The sequence below is a fragment of the Cognatishimia sp. genome (assembly GCF_964229375.1).
In the GTDB taxonomy this organism is placed as follows: domain Bacteria; phylum Pseudomonadota; class Alphaproteobacteria; order Rhodobacterales; family Rhodobacteraceae; genus Cognatishimia.
Map to the genome: position 1 here is coordinate 1 of NZ_CAXREH010000002.1, position 16,894 is coordinate 16,894.

14 protein-coding genes, 4 tRNA genes and 1 pseudogene are annotated in these 16,894 nt (G+C 55.6%); 15 read left to right on the forward strand and 4 right to left on the reverse strand.

Annotated elements, in window-relative coordinates:
- Positions 1-863, forward strand: an 863-nt coding sequence (locus ACEQWH_RS00210) for a hypothetical protein (RefSeq protein ID WP_370227154.1), incomplete at its 5' end; no start/stop codon positions are given.
- Between the two features lie 19 nt (positions 864-882).
- Here the strand turns inward: ACEQWH_RS00210 and ACEQWH_RS00215 are convergent.
- Positions 883-958 (reverse strand) — tRNA-Val (locus ACEQWH_RS00215).
- A gap of 216 nt (positions 959-1,174) precedes the next feature.
- Between ACEQWH_RS00215 and ACEQWH_RS00220 the strand changes: the two genes are divergently transcribed.
- The 5 genes from ACEQWH_RS00220 (at position 1,175) to ACEQWH_RS00240 (ending at position 2,741) form a co-directional block, all read left to right on the forward strand.
- Positions 1,175-1,251: transfer RNA gene (locus tag ACEQWH_RS00220), tRNA-Asp, on the forward strand.
- A gap of 47 nt (positions 1,252-1,298) precedes the next feature.
- Positions 1,299-1,375, forward strand: a tRNA-Asp gene (locus ACEQWH_RS00225).
- A gap of 251 nt (positions 1,376-1,626) precedes the next feature.
- A complete protein-coding gene (locus ACEQWH_RS00230; RefSeq protein ID WP_370227157.1) occupies positions 1,627-1,986 on the forward strand; it encodes a hypothetical protein in 360 nt (119 codons plus the stop codon).
- 195 nt (positions 1,987-2,181) lie between these two features.
- Positions 2,182-2,493, forward strand: coding sequence for a hypothetical protein (locus tag ACEQWH_RS00235; RefSeq protein WP_370227159.1), 312 nt, complete (start codon positions 2,182-2,184; stop codon positions 2,491-2,493).
- A gap of 11 nt (positions 2,494-2,504) precedes the next feature.
- Positions 2,505-2,741: a hypothetical protein gene (locus ACEQWH_RS00240; protein WP_370227161.1), complete on the forward strand. Its 237-nt coding sequence runs from the start codon at positions 2,505-2,507 to the stop codon at positions 2,739-2,741.
- A 163-nt stretch (positions 2,742-2,904) separates the two neighbouring features.
- On the opposite strand, the gene ACEQWH_RS00245 is transcribed toward ACEQWH_RS00240, so the two are convergent.
- Positions 2,905-2,978 (reverse strand) — tRNA-Gly (locus ACEQWH_RS00245).
- Between the two features lie 60 nt (positions 2,979-3,038).
- Positions 3,039-5,081, reverse strand: a complete 2,043-nt coding sequence (locus tag ACEQWH_RS00250; RefSeq protein WP_370227163.1) for an ASKHA domain-containing protein — start codon at positions 5,079-5,081, stop codon at positions 3,039-3,041.
- A gap of 250 nt (positions 5,082-5,331) precedes the next feature.
- On the opposite strand from ACEQWH_RS00250, the gene ACEQWH_RS00255 reads away from it, so the two are divergent.
- From ACEQWH_RS00255 to ACEQWH_RS00270, 4 genes are all read left to right on the forward strand, one after another.
- The gene (locus ACEQWH_RS00255; protein ID WP_370227165.1) at positions 5,332-6,237 is read left to right on the forward strand and encodes a DMT family transporter; all 906 of its coding nucleotides are present in this window, start codon (positions 5,332-5,334) and stop codon (positions 6,235-6,237) included.
- A gap of 81 nt (positions 6,238-6,318) precedes the next feature.
- Positions 6,319-7,767, forward strand: a complete 1,449-nt coding sequence (gene guaB / locus ACEQWH_RS00260; protein ID WP_370227167.1) for an IMP dehydrogenase — start codon at positions 6,319-6,321, stop codon at positions 7,765-7,767.
- The gene (locus ACEQWH_RS00265; RefSeq protein WP_370227170.1) at positions 7,767-8,918 is read left to right on the forward strand and encodes an RsmB/NOP family class I SAM-dependent RNA methyltransferase; all 1,152 of its coding nucleotides are present in this window, start codon (positions 7,767-7,769) and stop codon (positions 8,916-8,918) included. The genes guaB and ACEQWH_RS00265 overlap by 1 nt, the downstream gene beginning before the upstream one ends.
- Before the next feature lie 122 nt (positions 8,919-9,040).
- On the forward strand, positions 9,041-11,347 hold the full coding sequence (locus tag ACEQWH_RS00270; RefSeq protein WP_370227172.1) for an ATP-binding protein: 2,307 nt from the start codon (positions 9,041-9,043) through the stop codon (positions 11,345-11,347).
- Here ACEQWH_RS00270 and ACEQWH_RS00275 read toward each other — a convergent pair.
- Positions 11,318-11,923, reverse strand: coding sequence for a gamma-glutamyl kinase (locus ACEQWH_RS00275; protein ID WP_370227173.1), 606 nt, complete (start codon positions 11,921-11,923; stop codon positions 11,318-11,320). The genes ACEQWH_RS00270 and ACEQWH_RS00275 overlap by 30 nt on opposite strands.
- 192 nt (positions 11,924-12,115) lie before the next feature.
- Here ACEQWH_RS00275 and recA point away from each other — a divergent pair, with 192 nt between their 5' ends.
- From recA to ACEQWH_RS00300, 5 genes and pseudogenes are all read left to right on the forward strand, one after another.
- A complete protein-coding gene (gene recA / locus ACEQWH_RS00280; protein WP_370227176.1) occupies positions 12,116-13,192 on the forward strand; it encodes a recombinase RecA in 1,077 nt (358 codons plus the stop codon).
- A gap of 5 nt (positions 13,193-13,197) precedes the next feature.
- Positions 13,198-13,749 (forward strand): MOSC domain-containing protein, encoded by a 552-nt coding sequence (locus ACEQWH_RS00285; protein WP_370227178.1) that lies wholly within the window; start codon positions 13,198-13,200, stop codon positions 13,747-13,749.
- A gap of 101 nt (positions 13,750-13,850) precedes the next feature.
- Positions 13,851-16,517, forward strand: a complete 2,667-nt coding sequence (alaS, locus tag ACEQWH_RS00290; protein ID WP_370227180.1) for an alanine--tRNA ligase — start codon at positions 13,851-13,853, stop codon at positions 16,515-16,517.
- A gap of 16 nt (positions 16,518-16,533) precedes the next feature.
- Positions 16,534-16,821 (forward strand): DUF1330 domain-containing protein, encoded by a 288-nt coding sequence (locus ACEQWH_RS00295; protein WP_370227181.1) that lies wholly within the window; start codon positions 16,534-16,536, stop codon positions 16,819-16,821.
- Positions 16,821-16,894, forward strand: a pseudogene (locus ACEQWH_RS00300) (DUF1330 domain-containing protein); the annotation flags it as partial. The gene ACEQWH_RS00295 and the pseudogene ACEQWH_RS00300, both read left to right, overlap by 1 nt.

The following is a 16,894-nucleotide window of genomic DNA, read 5'->3' on the forward strand; positions in this document are numbered from 1 at the left end:
TGCTCACATTGAAAGTGCTGGTGTTTGATGACCACCTGTCGGACCTGAAGGATTTTTATGAATTCTCAGGAAGCCTGCCTGCGATTTTCAGTTTTGGCACGACGCTCTACTCGTTTGTGGCGGGTTTCATACTGTTTTACAGCCTGCAGGAACACTCTAGCATCACGCGGGATTTCAAACAGGAAATCGGGGCATGGCATGGGGCATTTGACCTGCTTCGCTTTTTCCAAAGAGACAAAGACGCGCCAAAAACCAAGATTAAAGAGCGAGCCGCGAACCACCTGGCCGCTCTGGATGGCATGCGTTTGATCAAGGATATTGACGTCACCAAACCGGAACATACGCCGGAGAAGTCTCTGGACGCGCTCTATAACGTCATCCTGCGCCTTAAGGCGTTGGACGACAATGACAAGCCCGCGCTAGAGGGTTTGATGCAGAAGTACACGATGCTGCGCATTCTTTTGCACCAACGCAGGGATCGAAGTGTTCAACCGCCCTCGATGCTGATCCTGGTGGTCTGGGCGATGGCGATCATTATCGCTGTGTTTGCTTTAATTGCGGTGCTTAGCCTGTTTGTCTCCTGCGCTGACCCACAAGAGAGTGTAGGCGGATGCCTCTATGATTATGGGCCGGGCAATCCTTTGGAACGCCTGTATCTGGCCTTGGCGGTCACAGCTGTCGTGTTTCCTGTCACCATGATCAACCTCACCATTTCGGATCTCGCCAATCCGTTCGGCGGAGAATGGAAGATCGACGTGAAAGCGGAATATGACGTGCAGCGCAAGGAACTGGAGGCCGCATTGCTTCGATCGCAGAACCCGCCAAAAGAGACACCATACGCAATGGATACGCCGTCAGATTGATAGAGCTTTAGGGAGGAAATGGTGGGTCGTGAGAGGCTCGAACTCCCGACATCTTCGGTGTAAACGAAGCGCTCTACCAACTGAGCTAACGACCCGCCGTGGGGTGGCTTCTAATCCCTTAACTGGGGGGAGGACAAGAGTAAAAAACGCGTTTTTCGATTTTTTTTGCGCTCGGGTAGGGCGCGGAATTCGGCGAAATAAAATGCGTGAAAAAAATCGTCTTGGGCGCATCTAAACCGCTTGACGCTGCCAGCTCAGACGCATAAACCACAGCTCACCGCGACGGTCACTGACACGCGGTATTTCAGAGAGCGGTTGTAGCTCAGTTGGTTAGAGTACCGGCCTGTCACGCCGGGGGTCGCGGGTTCGAGCCCCGTCAACCGCGCCACTCTGAAACCCGGTCCGGGTAGGGCAACATAGACCGAAAGGTCACGCGCGGTTGTAGCTCAGTTGGTTAGAGTACCGGCCTGTCACGCCGGGGGTCGCGGGTTCGAGCCCCGTCAACCGCGCCACTTTTCCTCTCAAGTTCATCTCAGAATCGCTTGTTCCGGCAAGTGGCGCGCGATTTTTGTCAAGTTATCCACAGGGTTACGTGTTGTTTGTTCTATCTGAGGAAACAATCATGGTCACAGCAGGCTATTGTTGAATTCGATGGTGCCCTTGGGTCACAGACCCGTATGAACAGCGGATGACACCGCGCATTTTCAAGTCTTTTCGCGTTAGGATTTGCCAGTGTGGGCACATCTTTTACGTGAGTTGAATCATGAGAAAATTTGCTGTCGTTTTTTATCTACTATTTGCTGCTGGCCCGGTCTTCGCTCAAAGCGTGACCACGGCCAAGTCGTTTGATCCCACACTCTTTGCCGGTGTGTCCTGGGTTGTTGGACCTGTAAAATCTGGCGGATCTTCCGAAGCCCAAAGCCGCGCGGGCCTAAGTCTGCGTATTCTGACTTCAAAGGAATCTGGCGCGATTGCCGGCGCTGCAGGGGTGACGCGTTATTTTGATGGTACGTTCGGATGTGATGCTGGCATCGCCTATAACCGCCGCAACCAGAGCTATATGGCCACCTATGATTTCTGCAAACGCAAGCCGCTTGCGTCGATCGGGGGAATTGCGCGCTAGGGGTGATCTGGAGCGGGTAACGGGAATCGAACCCGCAACCAAAGCTTTGAGTAGCTCAATTGGGTATCCTGAGCGGCACGCGGACGTTATGCGATTTCAGGCTCTTGATGCAGCGAAAGGTTTAGAGCGCGCGGCGGCAGCAATACGCCGGGACGTAGCGAATGACGAAGCCAGAGAGTCCAGCTAAGGAGAAACATGGGTATTTCTACCGTTGACAAAGAAGACATCGAAACTCTGCTAAGTGCTATTAAGATGTTTAAGGTTAGTCCGGACCGCTTTAAGGTAATTGGTTCCCTCGAAGATGCAAATGAGCCGGATGTTGACGAAACTCTGTATATCAGGCCAGCCGACAACGGCAGATGGCTGGTCTACTACGTTGAGCGAGGACGGAGAATTTCAATGTCTGAGCATGACGAAGGCTTCGATGCGGTCCATGATTTTTGGCGACGATTGACCGGCGAACGCGGACCTTGGTTTGTATGTGCGAAAACTAATCCGTCCAACTAAGGAGGCAAGGTATGCCAGCGGATGTTGAGCGCCAAAAAGTCATCGCTGCCGCCCAAGCTGGAAATGCGGCTTGGGAAGATGACAATTTTGGTGAAGATCATCGCCAAACCTACATCGAGAGTTTGGAGGCGGTTCGAGAGGGGTTGGCGTATTTTATTTCGGATGAGGGCTTGCGAGAGTTCCTAGACAGCGTGCTGCACGCAGAGCTTCAAGGCGCGCTTCATATTGTTGTTAAGCCAGTCCATTAAGGAGCATTCCGAAAATTAGCCTGGGGGAAAGTCTGGGACTCATACTCCCAGAATGCCCCAGACGTTCTCGTTTTTTCCCATTCTGATGTTTCCAAATTTGAGCGATGTGAACTCAAAAATCACATAAATATTTGAATTTAAACTGTAAAAATGGACTGTCTTCTGGAGCGGGTAACGGGAATCGAACCCGTAACCAGAGCTTGGGAAGCTCGTGTGATACCTTTTCACCATACCCGCTCGATGATGTGGGCCTAGCGCCTGACGCTGGCAGCGTCAAGCGCTTGCTTTTGTCTATTGTCAGCCGCGGCGACGACGGCGGCGGCCACCTGCGCCTTCGGACTCACCGCCTGTGTTGAAGCTGACGGAAGGCAGCGAGACGACGCTTTCCAGAATGGGGAACGGCTCGGCGCTGTTGGGGATGGCTGATGCGTTGACGAAATGCTCCTGAAAGCGCGGCTCGACGGCTGTTTCGATTTTCTCGATCGAGCGCACGGTTTCTTCGATCTCGCGACGGGCATCTGTGTTCAGCAACGCGATGCGTGCGCCCGTGCCTGCTGCGTTGCCTGCGCTGGTGACTTTGTCGATGACGCAATCCGGGATCATTCCAAGAACCATGGCGTGTTTGGCCGAGATATGAGCACCGAATGCGCCCGCGAGGGTGACGCGATCCACCGTGTCGACACCGAATTTGTCCATAAGCAGGCGAGCACCGGAATAGAGTGCGGCCTTCGCCATTTGGATGGCGCGGATGTCGGGATTGGTCACGGTGATGGTCGGGCCGCCGTCTGCAGAACCATCCCAGAGCATATAGGCATTGGTGCGCCCGTCTGCGATGCAACGGGGCGAACCGGTCTGCTCTGCCGATCCGATAAGACCCGAGGCATCCAGCAATCCGGCGATGCGCATCTCTGCGATCACCTCGATGATGCCAGAACCGCAAATACCGGTGATGCCGGTCGTGGCGATCGCTTCGGAGAACCCGTCCTCGTCTGACCAAATGTCCGAACCGATCACGCGGAAACGCGGCTCTTTGGTGTCAGGATTGATTTCGACTTTTTCAATCGCCCCCGGTGCTGCGCGTTGACCAGATGAAATCTGCGCGCCTTCAAAGGCCGGGCCGGTTGGGGACGAGCAGGCGAGGACTTTGTCGGTATTGCCCAGAAGGATCTCGGCGTTGGTGCCCACATCCACAACCAGAACAAGGTCTTTGGATTTGTCCGGTGCTTCAGACAGCGCGACGGCGGCAGCATCTGCGCCCACGTGGCCCGCAATACAGGGCAAAAGGTAAATGCGCGCCGAAGGGTGGATGTTCAGGTCAAGCTCATGGGCTGACAAAGACACGCTTTCGTTGGTTGCAAGCGCAAAGGGAGCCTGACCAAGCTCAAATGGATCAATGCCCAGGAACAAGTGGTGCATTACCGGATTGCAGACAAACACGGCATCCACGATCAGTGCCTTGTCAACGCCAGCCTCAGACGCGAGTTGAACAAACAGCGCGTTCATGCCTTCACGGACCGCGCGGGTCATTTCTTGGTCGCCGCCATCGTTCATCATGGAATAGCTGACGCGGCTCATGAGGTCTTCGCCAAAGCGGATTTGCGGGTTCATCAGACCAGACGAGGCGACGACTTCGCCGGTTTTCAGATCACATAGGTGCGCCGCGATGGTGGTGGACCCCAGATCCACTGCGAGGCCATAGATCGACCCCTCATAAAAGCCCGGCCAGACGTGCATGATTTTGGGGCGGCGCAGGTGGTCGCCCAGATGCACGGCCACGGTGACTTTCCATTTGCCCTGGCGCAGAACTTTTTGAACGTCTTGCAAAATATTCAGTTCGACCCGCTGAACGTCGACATCCCACTGCGTCTTCAGCGCTTCGTAAAGACGCTGCAGATCGCCGGATGGTTTGTGCATGTCAGGCTCTTCGACCTCGACATAATACAAACGGGTTGAGGGGTTCATTGTGATATCGCGGGCTTCGGCGCGTTTGCGCACGACCTGTTTGTGCACCTGACTTTCTGGCGGCACGTCAATAACAACATCGCCTTGAACTGTCGCCTGACATCCCAGACGCCGGCCATCGATCAGGCCGCGCTTGGATTTATAGCGCTCTTCCACCGCGTTCCACTCACTGAGCGCATCTTCAGAAACAGTGACGCCGTGTTTGGGGAACTCGCCCACCGAAGGGGTTACCTGACACTTGGAACAGATGCCGCGGCCACCACATACCGAATCCAGATCGACACCAAGTTGACGGGCGGCGGTCAGGACGGGGGTGCCAACAGGAAAGTTGCCACGTTTGCCAGAAGGGGTGAAGATGACGAGTGGGTCAGCGCTCATTGGGATACCTGTCAGTCTAAGTCTGGCATGAACAATAGGCGGATTGGCGCAAAGGGAAAGGCAACAAACGCCATTTTACGGACGTATAGCGGCATTAATATGCAAATAGAATGCGTGATAATCGCGGCAAGGTCAGATTCCGACTGGAAAATGCGCCACATGTCGCCTTTGAAAAAGACTCTTTCCCTTGCGAAATCATCGTGCAAAGACGGTGCGCTCACCAAATAAGATCAAGGGCTTGCGGCAGACTATGACAACGACACGCGCAGAAACGATCGCCATGGCCGCGATTGCGATATCAGGCGTCCTTTGGGGTGTATTCTGGATTCCGCTTAGAGCGCTAGAGACCAGTCACGTGACAGGTGTCTGGGCGGTGGCCTATTTCCAGGTGCTGCCAACGCTGTTGCTGGCCCCCATCATCCTGTTTCGCATCAAATCCATCCTCAATGGCGGCACATCGCTTTTGATCGGTGGCGCGCTGGCGGGCATGTCGTTGGTGCTTTATGCGGGGGCTTTGATTTTTACCGACGTCGTACGTGCCTTGTTGCTGTTCTATCTGACACCGCTCTGGAGCACGTTGCTGGCGCGGGTCACACAAGGCGAACCGATCACCAAGCTGCGGTTGGTGACGATCGTGCTGGCGCTGTTTGGGCTCGGCCTGATTATCCGGCTCGAGCAAGACTTTCAGATCGACATGAATGTGGGTGACTGGATGGGGCTTGCATCAGGGGTGATCTGGGCCTTTGCGGCTGTGCGTATCAAATCAAATGGGCCGGGCACTGGCATAGATTTCACCTTGGTTTATTTTGTGCTGGGCAGCGCCTTTGCGCTGGCGCTTACGATGCTGCCCTTGGACGGGGCAGGGACACTACCTAGCTTGGACGCTATTGTGTCTGTGCTTTACTGGATGGTGCCGATTGCTATCGTTCTGATTATCCCGCCTGCCTTTGCCTTGATGTGGGGCGCGACAGTGATCAGCCCGGGCTTGATCGGCATCCTGTTCATGACCGAAGTCAGCGTGGGCGCGATCACCGCAGCGATCTGGGCGGGCGAGCCGTTTGGCGTGCGAGAGGCGCTTGGCGTGCTGGCGATCACCACCGCTGGCGCGTTAGAGCCGGTGTATTCTTTGCTCCGGTCGCGCAAAAGCGCTGCATAAGGGACGAAAAAGGGGGGTTTCCTATCCCCTAGTTTAGTGCGATAGGGAAGCGCCAAACGACCCCACCCAAGGAGATGTGTGATGGAGATTCGTGAGGCCCTTACCTTTGACGATGTTTTGCTTGTTCCCGGCGCTTCCGAGGTGTTGCCCTCGACGGCCGATACGCGCACGTGGGTCACGAAATCGATCTCGCTCAATATCCCGCTTCTGAGTTCGGCGATGGACACCGTTACCGAAGCTCGCATGGCAATCGCGATGGCGCAGGCCGGTGGCATGGGGGTTATTCACAAGAACCTCGACATCGAAGAGCAATCCAAACAGGTGCGCCGGGTCAAACGCTTTGAATCTGGTATTGTTTACAACCCGATCACGCTGACCGCCGAGCAAACGCTTGCTGATGCAAAAGCCCTGCAGGAACGCTATCGCGTAACCGGATTTCCTGTCGTTGACGGGGACGGCAAAGTGGTTGGGATCGTGACCAACCGCGACATGCGCTTTGCCACCTCTGATGACACGCCGGTTTCGGTGATGATGACCTCGGAAAATCTGGCAATGCTGCAAGAGCCAGCCGATCTGGAAGAGGCCAAGAGCCTGATGAAAGCGCGCCGTATCGAAAAGCTGCTGGTTGTCGATGCTGAGGGCAAGCTGACAGGTCTGTTGACCCTGAAAGACACAGAACAGGCAGTTCTTAACCCAACCGCCTGCAAGGATGACCTTGGTCGACTTCGCGTGGCAGCTGCTTCGTCGGTTGGCGACAGCGGCTTTGCGCGGTCTGAGCAGCTGATTGATGCCGGAGTGGATATTGTGGTCGTTGATACCGCGCATGGACACTCGGCCGGCGTGATCGACGCGGTTCAGCGCATCAAACGCGAGAGCAATCAGGTGCAAGTCATCGCGGGCAATGTGGCGACCTATGACGCGACCCGCGCGTTGATCGACGCGGGCGCAGACGCGGTTAAGGTTGGTATTGGTCCGGGCTCTATCTGTACCACGCGGATGGTTGCGGGCGTCGGTGTGCCTCAGTTGTCAGCCGTAATGGATTGCGCACGCGCCGCAGGCGACACGCCAGTGATCGCGGATGGCGGGATCAAGTTCTCTGGCGACTTCGCCAAAGCCATCGCAGCCGGCGCCTCCTGTGCCATGGTTGGGTCGATGATTGCGGGCACGGATGAGTCTCCGGGCGAGGTCATCCTCTATAACGGTCGTTCGTTCAAATCCTATCGCGGGATGGGCAGCCTGGGTGCCATGGCGCGCGGCTCTGCTGACCGGTATTTCCAGAAAGATGCCGCCAGCGACAAGCTGGTGCCCGAAGGGATCGAAGGTCAGGTGCCTTATAAAGGATCGGCCGGTGCGGTTATTCACCAGCTTGTGGGCGGTCTGCGTGCAGCGATGGGTTATACAGGCAATGCAACTGTTGAAGAGATGCGCAAGCACTGCAATTTCGTCAAGATTACCGGTGCAGGCCTGAAAGAAAGCCACGTCCACGACGTTCAGATCACCCGTGAAAGCCCGAACTACCGGATTGGCTGATGAAACCGGCGGCCCGTGTTCAGGCGGCGATTGAAATCCTAGACGAGATCCTTGAAGGCGCGCCAGCAGAGCGCGCCTTAACCGCTTGGGCCAGACGATCTCGGTTTGCAGGATCAAAAGATCGCGCGGCGATACGGGATCACGTTTATGATGTGCTGCGCCGCCGCAACTCCTGCGCACAGGTTGGTGGCAGCCTGACCGGACGTGGCTTGATGGTCGGCTTGTTGGCGCTGCAAGATCACGACTTAGGCACTGTGTTTGCTGGCGATGGCTATGGTCCCGCCGTGCTCAGCGAGGCCGAGATGCCGCGCCTTGATGCAGTGTCCGGTTATGATTTGCCAGACTGGGCCTTGCCTGAATTGCGCGCTGGTTTGGGCGCCGATTTTGACGCGGTCGAAGCCCTGCTTAAAGAGCGTGCGCCGGTTGTTTTGCGCTGCAATCTTGGCAAGACAGATCGCGCGCAGGCAATTGTTGCGCTGGCCGAGAGCAACATTCAGGCAGAACCGCATCCGGCCAGTGACACCGCCTTGACTGTTACGTCAGGCGCGCGCCAGATCGCCCAGTCAGAGGCCTATAAGTCCGGCTTGGTCGAGCTGCAAGACTCCTCAAGCCAGGCCGCGATCCAAGGATTGCCCTTGCGCGATGGCATGCGCGTTCTGGACTATTGCGCTGGTGGTGGCGGCAAGCTGCTGGCTATGGCTGCGCGTATCAAAGGCACGTTTGTTGCGCATGACGCCATACCCAGGCGTATGCAGGACCTGCCAGTGCGCGCCAAGCGTGCGGGCATCCGTGCGACCTGCGTCAGTACAGAAACGCTTGATCAGCACGGCCCATTTGATCTGGTTTTTGCCGATGTGCCCTGTTCCGGAAGCGGGTCTTGGCGACGTGATCCTGACGGCAAATGGCGTATGACGCAGCCGGATTTCCAAGAACTTCTGGCGCTTCAGGCCTCGATTTTACGCGATGCGGCGCAGTTGGTTGGCGACGGCGGCACGCTTGTTTATGCCACCTGTTCGATGTGCCGGTCAGAAAACAAAGAGCAGGTGCAGGGATTTCTGTCGGCACATCCGGACTGGCACTTGGTACAAGAAACCCAGTGGACTCCGTTGGATGACTGCGACGGATTTTTTGCAGCAGTCCTGCAAAAATAGTGATTTTTTTAAAACTCGATCTATTTTGACGTTTGGCGGGGCATTTCTCCTGCCAATTTAAAGCTTCATAAAGATTTTTTGAGGCATGTGTTTATTTGAGCAGTTGAGTGCAGGATATTGCATTGGGTTTTAAGTCAATTTCACCGCCGGGCGCGGACAACCAATCGTCACAATTTTGGATCAGAGCGTTGTTTGCTTTGGCCATCGCGGCCTCGGGGCTAAGCTTTTTGGTGCAGGCGCAAAGCCACAAGGTCTTTGTGCTGATTTTTTCTGCGAGTTTGCTGGCAACAATTGTCGTACTTTGGGCAACCGAACGCGTTGGCACGCTTACACGGGCTGGCTTTGTGCGTCGTTTGCGTCCGATGATCGTCAATCAACCCGGCAATGTGTTTCTGGTCGCGCAAGATGGGACTGTTCTGTTGCGCAGTCACGCCGCGCGGGATGCGGGATTGGCGGCCGAGCAATTTCTTCAGGTTCTGGGCCTCTATATTGTCGACGCTGACGAGACATTCGCGCGTATCAACGTTGCAGCACGGCAAAAAGGGCGGGTTACGGAAAGTCTTGTGACGCGAAAAGGGATGACGGATGTCACGGTCACATTCGCCGAAAATAATGCGTATTTGTGGGAGGTTACGGGCCGGGCGAAAGTCTCTCATACAGCGGTGGACGACAGCGCAATTCCGCTGATGACCATCGGTCGAAACGACGCCATTCTGTTTATGAATCAAGCGGCGCGAAAGCTGTTGGGGGATCGGTTTCAACAGGTTTCGGACCTTTTGGTCGATGAAACGCTGCACTTTGGGCAAACCAATACGCTGCGGACGAAAACTGGCCTTTTGCCGTGTTTTGTTCAGTCGCTTCGGAAAACAAGGGCCCACAAAGAGATCTGCATCCTGCCCGCGCTCGACGTCTCGGATGACAATATCGCGCTGACGTTTGAGGATTTTCCTGTTGCGACGCTGAAGCTTAGCCATGCAGGCGACGTTCTTCAGGCTAATCGGGCGGCGCGGGATGTGATCGACCGCGCGCACGCCACAGGCAACAAGCTAGGCGATATTTTCGAAGGTCTTGGGCGACCTTTGGCGGACTGGCTAAAAGAAGTCTCTGACGGACGCTGCAGTACGTCGACCGAATTCCTGCGTCTGAAAACGGATCAACAGGAATCCTATCTTCAGGTCACAATTGGCCAGATGCCCAGCGACGAAGCGGGCGCGCTCTATGCCGTTCTAAATGACGCAACCGAGCTGAAAACGCTCGAAGCGCAGTTTGTCCAAAGCCAGAAAATGCAGGCCATCGGGCAGCTTGCAGGTGGTGTTGCGCATGACTTCAACAATTTGCTTACGGCCATAACGGGCCACTGTGATCTCTTGCTATTGCGCCATGACCAAGGTGACAAAAACTTTGCCGATTTGACTCAAATTTCACAAAACGCCAATCGCGCCGCCAGTTTGGTTGGGCAATTGCTGGCGTTCTCGCGAAAGCAGACGCTCAAGCCCGAGGTGAATCATGTGGAAGAGACGCTCTCAGAGCTTACACATCTTTTGAACCGGCTGGTCGGCGACAATTTTCGACTCGACGTGGTGAATGGCGACAATCTCAGTGCCATACGCGTGGACCGCCAGCAGTTTGAGCAAGTCATTATGAATCTTGTCGTGAACGCGCGTGACGCGATGCCAGATGGCGGCGTGATTACGTTGGAAACGCAAAACCTGACGCTTGACGCGCCTTTGGTACGCGACCGCGCCACAGTGCCCGTTGGGAACTATGTCAGCGTCAAGGTGCGTGATCAGGGTATTGGCATTCCGGTAAGCGATCGGCAAAAAGTGTTTGAGCCGTTTTATACGTCCAAACCCGTGGGCGAGGGGACGGGCCTTGGCCTATCCACTGTTTACGGCATCATCAAACAATCGGGCGGGTTTGTGTTCATTGACAGCACGCCCAAGGATTTCACCACATTCACGTTGCTCTTCCCCGCGGTCTCAAAAACGAGCGAGAGCGCGTCGCAGGCACCGCCAGACCTCCCCCTGGCCTTGACGCCTGCGGTCGCAGGAACGGTGCTGCTTGTTGAGGACGAAGCCCCTGTCCGCGCCTTCGCAGCGCGCGCGTTGCGCATCAAGGGCTTAACCGTACTTGAGGCTAGTTCCGCGAGTGACGCATTGGACATCTTGGACGACAACGTTCTGCGCATCGATCTGATTGTGACAGACGTGATTATGCCGGGGATGGACGGGCCCAGTTGGGTCAAAAAAGCCCGTCTCGAGCGCCCGGAGGTCCCCGTGATTTTCGTTTCGGGCTACGCCGACGGCCGATTTGCAGAAGACCAATTGGGCCTACAGAATTCCACATTCCTGGCCAAACCATTCTCCTTGGCGCAATTAACGGCAACGGTGGATGGTCAGTTAAACCGTCTGCTCGAGCGAGGCGTATAGTTCAAAGTCGCGATTGTACTCTGTTCGCAGACGCCTCTCCAGCTCGCTGGACAGTGACAAATCTTGGCGTGCGGACACATTGACCTGATCCAGCACAATATCGCGGTTCAAACGCGCGGATAGGAAGGCCAGCATCGGGTCCGGGGACTCATAGCGAAAAAGATGAGAGACCTTTGTCCCATTCGGCCGAGGCTCCAGAAATTTGGCTTGGCTACCGACATTCGCAAATGCCGGCTGGGTGACCGCTAGATATCCCTCTACGAAGTCATCAAAGCTCAGCTCCTTTGTTGAGGCGGGCCGTCCGTCCAAGTCTTTACGCTGGCGATACCGGTACCAACTTCCCAGCCAGCTGATCGGCTCGCGCATGATCGCCATCACTTCCATGTTTTCTTCTTTGGCGGCTTTCTCAAACATCGGGCGAAAAAAACGGTTATAGCGGTACAAAGGCGCGTGCTTAAGCTCTGGTGGGTTGTTCACAACGATATCGGCAGACCCACCCAAAGCCTGTGCCAAAGCCGTCGTGCCGGTTTTCGGGACGGCCAGGATGACCAATTTTTCTTTCCAAAAAACAAGCATTTACGCGCCCCAATCCTCGTTTTCGAGTGTTTTTGCTCGGTGTAAACTAACCCTTAACCCTTGTCGGAAAAAGTAGAATTGAAATTATTTTCTTGTAATGTTCTTGTTTTGATCTCATAACCACGAGAACAAGAGGGGAACACAGGCAATCATTGCCGCCCAAGTCTGGGTGTGGAATAAGGAAGTGAACCAATGGCAACGGCAGATTTACTGAACATGAGCAGCAAGACTTCCAACGACAAGCAAAAGGCGCTGGACAGCGCACTGGCGCAGATTGAACGCCAATTCGGCAAGGGCTCGATTATGAAGCTCGGCGAAGGCAACGCGATCCAAGAGATCGAGGCCACATCGACTGGCTCTCTGGGGCTGGACATCGCTTTGGGCATCGGCGGTCTGCCAAAGGGCCGGATCATCGAAATCTATGGGCCGGAGAGCTCGGGCAAGACAACTCTGACCCTGCATTGTATTGCAGAGGAGCAGAAGAAAGGCGGCGTCTGCGCCTTTGTGGATGCTGAACATGCGCTGGATCCACAGTATGCGCGCAAACTGGGCGTTGATCTGGACGAGTTGCTGATTTCGCAGCCGGACACCGGTGAGCAAGCTTTGGAAATCACCGACACGCTGGTGCGGTCAGGGGCTGTGAACATGGTCGTGGTCGACTCGGTTGCTGCATTGACGCCGAAGTCCGAACTTGAGGGCGACATGGGCGACAGCAGCGTTGGTGTGCAGGCGCGTCTGATGAGCCAGGCGATGCGCAAGCTGACCGGGTCTATCGCGAGGTCCAACTGTATGGTGATCTTCATCAACCAGATTCGGATGAAAATCGGCGTTATGTTTGGCTCTCCTGAGACGACCACTGGTGGTAACGCCTTGAAATTCTACAGTTCTGTGCGCCTTGATATTCGCCGTATTGGCGCGTTGAAAGACCGCGACGAAGTGGTCGGCAACGCCACCCGCGTGAAAGTGGTGAAAAACAAAGTGGCTCCGCCGTTCAAACAGGTTGAGTTTGATATCATGTACGGTGAAGGCATCTCTAAGATGGGCGAGCTTTTGGATCTTGGCAACAAGGCCGGTGTGGTGGCCAAGTCGGGCAGCTGGTTCTCTTATGGGGACGAGCGCATCGGTCAGGGTCGCGAGAATGCAAAGACGTTTTTGAAAGAAAACCCAAAAATCGCGCATGAGATCGAAGATAAGATTCGTGCAGCACACGGGCTTGATTTTGATATGCCCGAGGGTGAAAAAGGTGACGACGAGTTGCTTGAAGGATAGTCCCCGTGCATATCACGCGATCAGAGCTAGATGACCTCTTGCCTGAGATTTTGGCCGCTCCCAAAGATGGGGCGGCCGTTTCTATGTTGTGCACGCGGCCCGCGCGCAATCAACGTGCTTTTCCCGAACAAGTGGAATTCACCAAGGCGCAAGGCATACCCGGCGAACGGTGGTCGACGCAGCCTTGGCTGACATTGCCAGACGGCTCTCCAGATCCGCAGATTCAGGTGTGCATTCTTAACCAACGTGTTCTCGACGCCGTGTGGCGAGATCGGGAAAACGTGGCACATCCGGGAGATACGTTCATTCTGGATATGGACCTTGGCTATGAGAACCTGCCGGTGGGGCAATTGTTGCAAGTCGGCGAAGTGGTTCTGCGCGTTTCTGAGGAATTCAACACGGCGTGCGCCAAGTGGAAAGTCCGCTATGGTCGCGAAAGCTTTGATTGGATCAATGATCCGGCGAACGTGAAACATCGTTTGCGCGGCATTTTGTGTTCGATCGAGAAGGACGGTGTCGTTAAGAACGGCGATCGCGTCACAAAACTCTCTCTCTAAATACTTGATCAAGAAATCTGCCCACTCGCCTGTGGACACCTAGTTTAGCTGCGGCTAAACCGTCTTTTGACGTGTTGAAACACCAGTAAAGAGCCAGTCTAATGCCCAGCTTGAACGACATTCGGTCAACCTTTCTGAACTATTTCGCCAAACAGGGGCACGAGATCGTGCCGTCCAGCCCTTTGGTGCCTCGGAATGACCCGACTTTGATGTTCACGAACTCGGGCATGGTCCAGTTCAAGAACTTGTTTACCGGGGTCGAAACCCGTGACTATCAGCGGGCAACGACGTCGCAGAAATGCGTGCGTGCAGGCGGCAAACACAATGACTTAGACAACGTTGGCTATACGGCGCGGCACCATACGTTCTTTGAAATGCTGGGGAACTTCTCTTTTGGCGACTATTTTAAGGACGACGCAATTCCGTTTGCCTGGGAGCTGATCACCAAAGAATTCGGCATCCCCACGGACAAACTCTACACCACGATTTACCACACAGATGACGAAGCCTTTGAAATCTGGAAGAAAGTTGGTGTTCCAGAAGATCGCATCATTCGCATCGCGACGTCGGACAATTTTTGGCAGATGGGGCCAACTGGCCCTTGTGGCCCATGCACCGAGATTTTCTACGATCACGGCGATCACATTTGGGGAGGCCCTCCGGGCTCGCCTGAGGAAGATGGCGACCGGTTCATTGAAATCTGGAACGTTGTTTTCATGCAGAACGAGCAGTTTGAAGACGGCTCGATGAAAGCCTTGGACATGCAGTCCATCGACACCGGCATGGGGCTTGAGCGGATTGGTGCGTTGCTGCAGGGCAGCCACGACAACTATGACACCGATCTGATGAAATCACTGATCGAGGCTTCTGCCGATGCGACCTCTGTTGATCCTTATGGCGACAAAAACGTGCACCATCGGGTGATCGCGGATCACCTGCGCTCGACCTCTTTCCTGATCTCTGACGGCGTGATGCCCTCAAACGACGGCCGTGGCTATGTTCTGCGCCGGATCATGCGCCGCGCGATGCGTCATGCGCATTTGCTGGGCGCCAAGGATCCTGTGATGCACCGTTTGGTGCCTGCTTTGGTGCAGCAGATGGGCGCGGCTTACCCCGAGTTGACGCAGGCTCAAGCGTTGATCGAAGAGACACTTAAGCTGGAGGAAACCCGTTTTAAACAAACACTTGATCGCGGTCTGAAGTTGCTGGACGACGAACTTGATACGCTGGAGGACGGCGCGCCTTTGTCGGGCGATGCGGCATTTAAACTTTATGATACCTATGGCTTCCCGCTGGATCTGACGCAGGATGCCTTGCGCGAAAAGGGCCGTGAGGTTGACACCGCAGGGTTTGACGCCGCGATGGATGCGCAGAAAGCCAAAGCGCGCGCCGCTTGGGCCGGATCGGGCGAAGCTGCGGACAATACGATCTGGTTTGACGTGCTTGACGATGCTGGGACGACCGATTTCCTTGGCTATGATACGGAAAAGGCCGAAGGTCAGGTCGTGGCTTTGGTGCAGGACGGCGCGATTGTGGACTCGCTGGATGCGGGTCAAAGCGGCTGGATTATTGTGAACCAGACACCGTTTTATGGCGAAGCGGGTGGTCAGGTTGGCGACACCGGCGTGATCCGGCGTCTAGACAACCGCGATGACGTTTCGCTGGTGGAAGACACACGCAAGTTCGCAGAGGGCAAGGTTTATGCCCACAAGGTGCTGGTCGAAAAGGGCACCGTGACCAAAGGTGACCCGGTTGAGTTGGAAGTCGATCACGCCCGTCGCTCTGCGATCCGGGCAAATCACTCGGCGACGCACCTGCTGCACGAGGCGTTGCGCAATGCGCTTGGCGAACATGTGGCGCAGCGCGGGTCTTTGAATGCCGAAGACCGTCTGCGGTTTGATTTCAGCCACACCAAGGCGTTGACCGCAGAAGAGCTGAAGCAGGTGGCCGACGAGGTGAACACCTATGTTCGTCAGAATACGCTCGTTGAGACGCGCATCATGACGCCGGACGATGCACGTGAAATCGGCGCGCAAGCGTTGTTTGGCGAGAAGTATGGCGACGAGGTTCGCGTGGTTTCGATGGGCCGTGCGGATACCGGTAAGGGTTTGGACGGAAACACATATTCCCTGGAGTTGTGCGGGGGCACTCATGTCAAACAAACCGGTGACATCGGTGCGGTTGTGATCCTGGGCGACAGTGCGTCATCTGCTGGCGTGCGCCGGATCGAGGCTCTGACAGGCGCCGCTGCGGTTGCGCATACACAGGCAGAAGCGGCAAGTTTGGGCGACATTCTGACCTTGCTCAAGGCGCAGCCTGCCGAGGCGATGGACCGTGTCAAAGCGCTGATAGATGAGCGTAAGGGTCTGCAAAACGAAGTGGCGCAACTGCGGCGCGAGCTTGCCATGGCAGGTGGCGCAGGTCAGGGATCTGGCCCCGAGGTCAAAGAGATCAACGGCAAGAAATTTATCGCGCAGGTTCTGCAAGGAGTGTCCGGACGCGATCTGCCTGCCCTGATTGACGAGCACAAAGCCCGTCTTGAAACGGGCGCGGTTCTATTGATCGCCGATGCGGACGGTAAGGCGGCAGTTGCGGCAGGCGTTACCAAAGACCTGACCGACAGCCTGAACGCCGTTGACATCGTACGTGCTGCGGTGGCTGAATTGGGTGGCAAAGGCGGCGGCGGCCGTCCGGATATGGCCCAAGGTGGCGCGAAGGATACAAGCAACTCTGACGCTGCGATCAAGGCAGCAGAAGCCCTTCTTTAACAAAAGGAACGCGCAGATGGTGGCATATGTCATAGCTGGAATAGATGTCACCAACCGCGATGACTATCGCGCCTATGCGGAACAGACCGTCGCGAGCGCAAAGAAAGTGGGCGGCAGGTTCTTGGCCAAAGGCGGCGAGCAACGCGTGATCGAAGGATCGGCGCCGGATCGTCATGTCATCATCGAGTTTCCAAGCCGGGAGATCGCGGAAAACTGGTATCATTCGGATGAATATCAGGCGATCCTTCCTATAGCTTTGCGCAGCTCGTCTCGAAACATCGTTATCGTAGAAGGATTTGAATGATGCCCGCACTCTGGATCGCGCATGTCACCGTCACAGACGCAGACGCCTATGGAAAATATGCCGAGCTGGCCGG